At 65.0% G+C, this 9008-nt stretch carries 8 protein-coding genes and 1 tRNA gene; 3 read left to right on the forward strand and 6 right to left on the reverse strand.

Translation table 11 applies throughout. The features are described 5' to 3' along the window. Nucleotides 1-4: 4 nt before the first annotated feature. Both RMO25_RS08630 and RMO25_RS08635 read left to right on the forward strand, forming a co-directional pair. Nucleotides 5-1321 (forward strand): FAD-dependent oxidoreductase, encoded by a 1317-nt coding sequence (locus RMO25_RS08630; RefSeq protein WP_309662204.1) that lies wholly within the window; start codon nucleotides 5-7, stop codon nucleotides 1319-1321. Between the two features lie 86 nt (nucleotides 1322-1407). Then, nucleotides 1408-1484, forward strand: a tRNA-Pro gene (locus RMO25_RS08635). A gap of 14 nt (nucleotides 1485-1498) precedes the next feature. Here RMO25_RS08635 and RMO25_RS08640 read toward each other — a convergent pair. Further along, the gene (locus RMO25_RS08640; protein ID WP_309662198.1) at nucleotides 1499-2092 is read right to left on the reverse strand and encodes a TetR/AcrR family transcriptional regulator; all 594 of its coding nucleotides are present in this window, start codon (nucleotides 2090-2092) and stop codon (nucleotides 1499-1501) included. A gap of 94 nt (nucleotides 2093-2186) precedes the next feature. Here RMO25_RS08640 and RMO25_RS08645 point away from each other — a divergent pair, with 94 nt between their 5' ends. After that, nucleotides 2187-5051: a DUF2339 domain-containing protein gene (locus RMO25_RS08645; RefSeq protein WP_309662199.1), complete on the forward strand. Its 2865-nt coding sequence runs from the start codon at nucleotides 2187-2189 to the stop codon at nucleotides 5049-5051. Here RMO25_RS08645 and RMO25_RS08650 read toward each other — a convergent pair. The 5 genes from RMO25_RS08650 to RMO25_RS08670 form a co-directional block, all read right to left on the reverse strand. Beyond that, nucleotides 5048-5824 carry a class II aldolase/adducin family protein gene (locus RMO25_RS08650; RefSeq protein WP_309662205.1) on the reverse strand — a complete coding sequence of 259 codons (777 nt, stop codon included), beginning with the start codon at nucleotides 5822-5824 and terminating at the stop codon, nucleotides 5048-5050. The genes RMO25_RS08645 and RMO25_RS08650 overlap by 4 nt on opposite strands. 35 nt (nucleotides 5825-5859) lie before the next feature. Continuing rightward, nucleotides 5860-6501 (reverse strand): maleylacetoacetate isomerase, encoded by a 642-nt coding sequence (gene maiA, locus RMO25_RS08655; RefSeq protein ID WP_309662200.1) that lies wholly within the window; start codon nucleotides 6499-6501, stop codon nucleotides 5860-5862. A 10-nt stretch (nucleotides 6502-6511) separates the two neighbouring features. Continuing rightward, nucleotides 6512-6916: a thioesterase family protein gene (locus tag RMO25_RS08660; protein ID WP_309662201.1), complete on the reverse strand. Its 405-nt coding sequence runs from the start codon at nucleotides 6914-6916 to the stop codon at nucleotides 6512-6514. Beyond that, nucleotides 6913-7317, reverse strand: a complete 405-nt coding sequence (locus tag RMO25_RS08665; RefSeq protein ID WP_309662202.1) for a DUF559 domain-containing protein — start codon at nucleotides 7315-7317, stop codon at nucleotides 6913-6915. The genes RMO25_RS08660 and RMO25_RS08665 overlap by 4 nt, the downstream gene beginning before the upstream one ends. Continuing rightward, nucleotides 7314-9008 (reverse strand): prolyl oligopeptidase family serine peptidase (locus RMO25_RS08670; protein WP_309662203.1); only part of this gene is annotated, 1695 nt, incomplete at its 5' end. The genes RMO25_RS08670 and RMO25_RS08665, both read right to left, overlap by 4 nt.

The raw sequence follows: 9008 nt of genomic DNA on the forward strand, positions 1-9008 counted from the left end.
GTGAATGCGGCATTTCGCGGTGGTCGGTTCGGGTCCGGCGGGCTTCTATACGGCTGAGGCACTGGAAAAAGCCTATGGCGGCGCCGCCCGCGTCGACATCCTCGACCGCTATGCCGTTCCCTACGGGCTGATCCGCTTCGGCGTTGCACCTGACCACCAGTCGTTGAAGGCAGTGAGCAAGCGCTACGACAAGGTCGCGGATTGCGCCGGGGTCGATTTCATCGGCAATGTTACGGTCGGCGACGACGTGTCGGTGGCGGAGCTGCTCGAACTCTACGACGCAGCGATCCTGGCCATCGGCGCGCCGCACGACCGCAAGCTCGGCATCCCCGGCGAAGATTTGCCCGGCGTCATCGGCTCGGCCGAGTTCGTCGGCTGGTACAACGGCCACCCCGATTTTGCTGACCTCGATCCGCCACTCGACGGGACGCACGCCGCGGTGATTGGTAACGGCAATGTTGCGCTCGACGTCGCGCGGATCCTGTCGAAGACTCAAGCCGAGTTCCACGGCTCGGACATCGTCGGCCACGCACTCGATGCGCTTGATCGGTCGGCGATCAAGACGATCACCATCCTCGGCCGGCGCGGCCCGCACCAGATTGCGATGACGCCGAAGGAATTAGGCGAGCTCGGCCATTTGGAAGCGGCGCTGCCGTTGGTCGACCTCGCCGATTTCCCACCGCGAGAGGCCGACGACGCACTCGAGCCAGGCCAGCGCAAATCAGTCACGATCTTGCGTGATTTCAACGACATCCGCGCGAACCGGCCCAAATCGATGGTGTTCGATTTCTTCGCCAAGCCGCTCTCAATCGAGGGCGCCAAAGATAATGGGGGCCATGCCGAGCGGCTGATCGTCGAACGCACAGAACTCGACGAGAAAGGCGGCGCGCGCGGCACCGGCGAAACCTATGAAGTCCCCGCATCGCTGATCGTCAGTTGCATCGGTTACACCACCCCGCCGATCGCCGGCGTCCCCTATGACGAGCGCAGCGGCAAATTCCTCAACGAGGCCGGCCGCATCGCGGACCGGCTATACGCCGTCGGTTGGGCGCGGCGCGGACCGACCGGGACGATCGGCACCAACCGTCCCGACGGCTATGAAGTGGCCGAAGCGATCGCGATCGCCATGCCGGCGGGTAACGGCAGCGACCGCGCGGGCAGTGAAGGCCTCAAGCGCCTGCTCACGGAACGCGGCGTCAAAGCTACCAATTTCGCCGACTGGCGCCGGATCGAGGCCGCCGAGGAAGCCGCCGCCCGTGCCGGCAGCCCGCGCGAGAAAATGGTCCGCGTCGACGAATGGCTCAAGACTCTCGGGCACTGAGGCCCCGTGCCTCCCTTGCGCTATCCCAACCCCCAAGCTACCAAGCCCGCGCCTTGACCCCCGCGGCTTTACGCTCGGTGGTCGGTCGGGGAGTAGCTCAGCCTGGTAGAGCACTGTCTTCGGGAGGCAGGGGCCGGAGGTTCGAATCCTCTCTCCCCGACCAAACTTTGGCGTTCGTTAGCCACTCTCGGCGGCGAGCGCCTGGCGTACCCGGTCAAGGGCGATCCCGACCGGGTCGGGTTCCTTCATCAGCTCGAAGCTGCCGTTCAAGTCGAAGGCGCAGTGGCCGTGGACCGTCGCGATGAGCGAGCGGGCTAGCCGTTGCAGCTCCTCCGGCGAACGATCCTGAACGACCTTGGCGACCTCGGCGACGACGATCCCGACCAACTCGGCGCGGCGCTCGGCGTCCGCTTCGGGCATCACCATCCCTGGCGGCAGCCGATGGTCGTAGATCGCCATCCACAAGTTGGGGTTGTCGCGGGCGAAGCTGAAATAGGCCTCGACGAGCGCCTTGATGCGATCCTCGCCACTGCGCTCGAGATTGCCTCTCAGGTGCGCGGTCCACAGTTCGAAGGTTCGCGCGTTGATCGCCGACACGAGATAATCGTGGCTGGGAAAGACGTTGTAGAGGGTGCCGACCGAATAGCCGATGGCGCGCGCTACGCGTCGTGCCGAGAAACCGGCGAAGCCGCGTTCGGCCATTTGGCGATGGCCTTCGGCGACGATCAGCTGCGCCAGCTCCGGCCTGCTGTGATCCGATCGCCGCCCCATTCGGCTGTCTTAGCTTATCAATTGAACACTGTCCAATTTCTAGTTGAACAGTGTTCAATTGTTGCGTATTGAGAGTTCAGCGGGAGGTTGAGCAATGGTCTGGCTGGTTATTGGGCTGATTGCGTACGTCGTTTATCTCGACCGTCGGCTCGGCCAATTCGAACGCCGCCTCGACGCGCTCGAACCTGTCGCGGACCCGTTTGCCGAATTTCGCGCCCCGGCAATCCTTGGCGCTCGGGAACAACCGGCGCTCGCCGAGGAACCCGCTGTCGTCGAGGAAGTGCCTCAGGTCGCGGCCGCCACGGTGGATGAGAGTCCGACCCTTGAGCCATCCAAAGAATCTGAAACCCAAGCCAAAGAACCGGACGTTCGAGCCCGGATACTGAACTTTGATTTCGAGGAATTGTTCGGCCGGCGGCTACCGATCTGGGCCGGCGGCATCACCCTCGCCATTGCGGGCATGCTGATCGTCAAATTGTCGATCGAATCCGGCCTGCTGACGCCGGCCGTTCGAGTCATCTCTGGACTTGCGTTCGGGGCGGTCTTGATCGCCGCCGCCGAGTTCGCGCTGCGCCAGGAAGCGCGGGTTCGCGACCCGCGAGTCCGCCAGTCGTTGGCCGGCGCCGGGCTCGCGAGCCTGTACGCGAGCATCCTCATCGCCACCAACGCCTACGGCCTGATTGACCCTCTCGCAGCAATGCTTGGCATGGCCGCGGTGACCGGGCTGGCGCTGTTCCTCGCCACCCGATTCGGTGCGCCAAGCGCGCTGCTGGGGTTGGCCGGCGGGCTGGCGGCGCCGGCGTTGATTGGGTCTGACGAGCCGAATGTGCCGTTGCTGTCCCTCTACCTTGCGCTGGCCGTCGGCGGATTGTGCACCCTGTCGCGCAACCAGCGCTGGGCGTGGCTTGGCATCAGCGCCCTGGTTGGCGGCTTCGGCTGGGGCCTGCTGCTGCTCCTCGGCGGCGTGCTCGACGCGCCGAGCTCGATTTCGCTCGGGCTTTACCTGCTGTTGCTCGGGGTCGGCATTCCGGCGCTGGGTTTCGCCGGCGACCGCCGCAACCAGCTGCAACTGATCGCCGCGATCGTTGCGGCCGCGCAGATGGCGGCGCTGGTCGCGATGGGCGGTTTCGCGCTGATCAATTGGGGACTGTATGCGCTGATCTCGCTCGCCTCGCTGTGGCTGGCGCGGCGCGACCCGGCACTCGAGCGCCTGCCTGCCGTGGCGCTGCTGATCGCACTGCTGCTGATGGGCGCATGGCCGACGCCCTTCGCGCGCGACTTCGCCTTGGTCCTGGCCGGCGGCTTCGCTGTCTGCGGGCCGCCCGCCTGGTGGCGCCTGTGGCGAGCCAAGGGCGGGTTGCTGGAAGCTGCCCAGATCGGTGCTTTGTGCCTTTGCGGGCTGATCTTGCCGATGTTCCATTTCTACCGCGCCGACGCTTCACTGGATGCGTGGTTTGGATTGCTTGGCCTCAGCCTGGCTTTGGCCGCCGGCAGCTGCGCCGCGCTTGGCTGGCGAAATCCTGGTCGCAGCGGCGATGCCCGTTTCGTCATCCTGTCGACCGTGGCCGCGTTCCTGCTCTCCGTGGCGGCAAACCTGCTGCTTCCAGCCTGGTCGTTCTCGGTCGCCGTCGCCGCGATCGGTTTCGGGTTGCTCCACTTGGGGCAGGCCGCCGACGGTCGGCGTTTCGAGCCGGTCGCCTGGATTTTCGCTGCCGTCGGCGCGCTCGTCATTCCGTTCACCGAAACGTTAAACGGACTGAGCGTTCCCGAAAATCTGGATGCGCTGCGTTGGGTGTCGCTTTCCGGAATCGCCGGCCTGTTCGCTTGGCGCGACGGCAACCGCGCTGCCCGCTCCATCGCGCAATTCCTTGCCCCGCTGTTTCTGTGCGGTGGGCTCTCACTGATTGTGGCCGAGCGAGTCGAGCCGCTGATTGCGCCGGCGCTGCTGCTGGCCGCCGTCTGGACCGGGCGACGGCTGGCCAACGAGCGGCTGGTCCCGGCGATGGCCGCCTTTGCTATGCTGATCCTGGTGTCGGCGACGTGGCCGCTGCTGACCTGGAGCTCCGCAGCCGCGGACTCGCTGGTCGGTATTCCCATGTTGATTGGGGCTGTTCCGCATCAGGAAGCCGCACTCCTGAAACTCCTGATCCCAGGCCTGTTCGTCGGAGCCGCGGTGGCGCTCGCTTATGCCCGCCTGCGCCCACTCGAGCGGGTCATCGGGCTCAACCTCGCGGCAATCCTCGCCACCATCGGTGCGCACAGCCTCTACAAGCAGGTGTTCGCGATCGGATCGCCCGAGGCATTCGTCGCGCTGGGTCTCGCCGAGCGGATGATTTGGGAGCTGTTGCTGGTCAGCGCGGCGGCGGTCGCGCTGAAATTTGCTGACCGCCGCGTGGCGATTGGCCTAGCAATCGCCGCGGCGAGCCACCTCACACTTTACACTTTACTGCTCCACAACCCGCTGTGGAATGCGCAGGCGGTGGGAGCATGGCCGATCGTCAACCTGCTCCTGCCGGTCTACGCGCTGGCGCTGGGGTTGGCAGTCACCGCCCGGCAATGGCTTTCGTCGCGACCCGCTCAGCGGGTGCTCGGCATCGTTCAGATGGCCCTGATCACTTTGTTTGCCTTCTCGACGCTGCGGCAATTGTTCCACGGCTCCGTGCTGGTCGGCCCCGAGCTGTCGTCGGCGGAGGACATCGGCCGCTCAATTCTCGCTATTGCCCTGGCGATAGGCTTCCTGGTCTGGGGAATTACCCGCCGTGACCGCGATTGGCGCCTTGCTTCGCTGGCCTTGATGCTGGCGGCCGTCGCCAAGGTGTTTTTGTTCGATGCCTCGGGCCTCGAGGGAGTGACGCGGATCGCCTCGTTCATCGCGCTGGGATTGAGCCTGATCGGGATCGGCTGGATCTACGCCCGCCATCTCGGTGTCGACCGCGCGCCAGATGCAGCGTCGGCCTAGGTCGCGAACCCCGGGTCGAGCCGGTACGCTTTGCGCTTGAGGGCGGGCCAGGCGAGCAACTTGGCGGCCACGGCGATACCCACGGTACCTTGCGCCGCAGCGGTTTCGGGGGCGCCCTGGGGCGGATTGTTGATGTTTTCGCCCGCACTCAGCGCCATGATCTGCGCCTGGCACGCGCGCTCGAGGAAATAGAGCCTCACGAAACATTCGCCGATGCTCGGCCCGACCGCGAGCGTGCCATGGTTGCGCAGGATCATCGCGTTCTTGGTGCCCAAATCGGCGACGATCCGCTCGCGCTCCGACAGGTCGACCGCGACCCCCTCATAATCGTGAAACGCCAGCTCGCCGCGGATCAGCATCGCCGTCTGGGTTAGCGGCAGCAGCCCGTCGGCATGCGCCGCGACCGCCTGCCCGGCGGGCGTGTGGAGGTGCATCACCGCCTGCGCATCCTCGCGCGCCATGTGGATCGCCGAATGGATGGTGAAACCGGCCGGATTGGTGATGAACGGGGTCGGATCGACCGGATTGCCTTCGGTGTCGACCTTGATCAGCGATGAGGCGGTCACTTCCTCGAACATCAGATTGTACGGATTCAAGAGGAAATGATGCTCCGGCCCCGGAATTCGCGCCGACAAATGGGTGAAAATGAGGTCGTCCCAGCCGTAATGCGCGACCAGCCGGTAAGCGGCGGCGAGATCGACCCGGATCGCCCATTCCTCGTCGCTGACCTTGCCCGCCAAGCTCGGGATGTCGACCGATTCGAGTGCCGTCATCCCCGCCATACCGCGGTTGATGTCGTCGACGCGGTTCACTTTGGCACCTCCTGGCGATCGGGATGGGCGGCGATGAAGGCGTCGAGGCGATTGGCGTTTTCATCGGCGCGCAGCAAGGTCGGAAAGGCGTCGACCGGCACGTTGAACCGCCGCGCGTTGAACATCTGCGGCACCAGGCAGATGTCGGCAATGGTCGGGCTGTCGCCGAACATGAACGCGCCGGCCCGGGGCGCGGCCATCGTCTCCAGCGCGGTGAACCCTTCGGTGATCCAGTGGGCGTACCAGTCCTGACGCTCGTCTTCGCCCAGCCGCAGCGGTCCGGCGAGATATTTGAGCACCCGCAAATTGTTGAGCGGGTGGATATCGCAGGCGATCGCCAGCGCCATGGCGCGGACGTGGGCGCCCTCGGCGGGATCGGCCGGCATCAGCGGCGGCTCGGGAAAGCGCTGGTCGAGGTAGACCATGATCGCCAAACTTTGGGTGAGCTTCAGCCCGTCGATTTCGAGCATCGGTACCAGGCCCTGCGGATTGAGGGCGCGATACTCGTCGGCCTGCTGTTCGCTTTCCAGCAGGTTCACCTTGTGGTGGTCGTACTCTATCCCCTTGAGATTGAGCGCAATCCGCACCCGGTAAGCGGCGGACGATTTGGCATAGTCGTGGAGGATCGGGCGGGTCATCGCGGGCTATCTACTCCTCGGTCATGAACGGCGCCACTACCTCGGGCGGGACTCGGATCGGGCGGCCCGACGCCTTGTCGATGATTGCCCAATAAGTGCGGGCGCGGACGCAGATCCGGCCGTCATTGCCGGTGAATTCCATGTGGCGGTCGAACCGCGCGCCCTTCGGCGCTTCGCCGACCCAGGTGCGCCCGACCACCCGGTCGCCTTCCAATGCGGCGCGGAGGTAATCGATCTCGTGCCGCACGATTACCCAGAAATAGGCCTCCTTGTGGGCGGGGTCGGCGACCGAGTCCCAATGGGCGACCGCGACCTCCTGGATCCATTGCACCCACACCGCATTGTTGACGTGGCCCAGCTCATCAATGTGCTCCGGCCGCGCCGTAAACGCCATTTCGAACGTGGGCCGCGTCATTTCTTCTCCTCTCCCGCGCGCGGGAGAGGGCAGGGTGAGGGTTCTTCTTCCGTCCCCGCCCGTGCAGCTCGGAGAATCGTCTCCAGGACTCCATCGGAATTCTCCAGAACGTCGTTGTTCCAGAACCGCAGCATCTTGAACCCGTGCTGCTCCAGGAACCTTGTGCGTTGGCGGTCCAATTCCTCGTCGTGTTGACCGCCATCGATCTCAACCACGAGCCTTGCCTCGACGCACACGAAGTCGGGGATGTACGGACCGATCGTTGCCTGACGGCGGAACTTGAGGCCGGCGAGCTGCCGGCTCCGCAATGCCCGCCACATCAGCTGCTCGGCGTCCGTCGAGTCTCGCCTGAGACGGCGGGCGTGTGGATTGGCTTTTCCGATAGGAGCAAGAACCCTCACCCCAACCCTCTCCCGCTCGCGGGAGAGGGGGATACCTGCGTCAAAGCGAACGCATAAGCTTCGGCGACCTCTTTCAAATGCTCCCAGCGGCCGGATTTGCCGCCATGGCCGGCGCCCATTTCGATTTTCAGCAGCAACAGATTGCCGTCGGTCTTGGTCGCGCGCAGCCGGGCCGCCCATTTCGTCGGCTCCCAATAAGTCACACGCGGATCGTTGAGCCCGCCGGTAATCAGCATCGGCGGATAATTTTGGGCGGTGACATTGTCGTACGGTGAGTAGCTGCGGATGAGGTCGAATGCGGCTTTGTCGATGATCGGATTGCCCCATTCGGGCCATTCGCCAGGCGTCAGCGGCAGCGTATCGTCGAGCATCGTATTGAGGACGTCGACGAACGGCACGCCGGCGATGATCGCCCCCCACAGATCAGGATCGCTATTGGCCACCGCGCCCATCAGCTCGCCGCCTGCCGAGCGGCCCTCGATGGCGATGTTGCCGGCCTTGGTGAAACCTTGCGCGATCAAGCCTTTCGCCACGTCGGCGAAATCATTGAAGCTGTTGGTGCGCTGCTCGAGCTTCCCCTGCAAGAACCAGTCGTAGCCGAGGTCGTCGCCGCCGCGGATGTGGGCGATGGCATAGGCCCAGCCACGGTCGAGCAGGCTGATCCTTGCCGTCCCGAAACTCGGCGGGACCGCCATGCCGTAGGCGCCGTAAGCATAAAGGAAGAGCTTGCCGGTGCCGTTCTTCTCGAACCCCTTGGGATAGACCAACGACACCGGGACCTGCTGGCCGTCGCGGGCCGGCACCATCAGGCGTTCGGTGCGGTACTGCGACGGGTCGTAGCCGGACGGGATCTCCTGCACCTTCAATGTTTCGAGCTCTCCGCTATCCGGGCGGTAATCGTAGACCGTCAGCGGCGTAACCATCGATGAGTAGACCAAGCGGTAGGCGGCGGGCGCGAACTCGGGATTGCCGCCGAAACCGGCCGCGTAGCTCGCCTCCTGAAACGGGATCCGCGCCTCCTCGCCAGAATATGTGCGCAGCACCAATTGGTCGAGCCCATCGACCCGCTGCGAAATGGCGAGGTGATCGCGGTACGCAGTGACCCCGCGCAAATAGACTTGGGTTGAGCCGGGAATCACGGTTGTCCAGTCTGTCGGCGCGGTCGGGTCGGCCTCGGCCAGGCGGAAATTGACATGGTCGTCGTTGGTCAGGATCCACAACTTGCCGTGCGCCGCGTCGGCCGAATATTCGCGGTTGGTCTGGCGCGGCGCAATCAGAGTCAGCGGCGCGGCCGGGTCGGCGGCCGTGACGAAGCGCACTTCGCTGGTCGCATTGTCGCCGGTCGAAATGAAGATCAGCGAGCGGTCCTGCGACAGCCCGACACCGACGCTGAAGCCCAATTCCCCGGTCTCTTCGTAGAGCGTTACGGCTTGGTCGGTCGGGCGGCCGAGGCGATGATACCGGGCGCGATAGCTGCGCCAATTCTCGTTGACCTCGGTGAAGACGATGCCGGCGCTGTCGCTCGACCACAAAGGTTGGCCGATGCCGACATCGGTGACGGTCTCGATGTCCTGGCCCGAAGCGAGGTCGCGGATGCGGAGCTGGAACCGCTCCGAGCCATTGTCGTCGACTAGAATCGCGGCGAGCTTGCCGTCGGGGCTAACCTCGAGCGCCCCGAGGCGGAAATAGTC

It is taken from the genome of Sphingomonas sp. (assembly GCF_031361285.1).
GTDB lineage: Bacteria > Pseudomonadota > Alphaproteobacteria > Sphingomonadales > Sphingomonadaceae > Sphingomicrobium.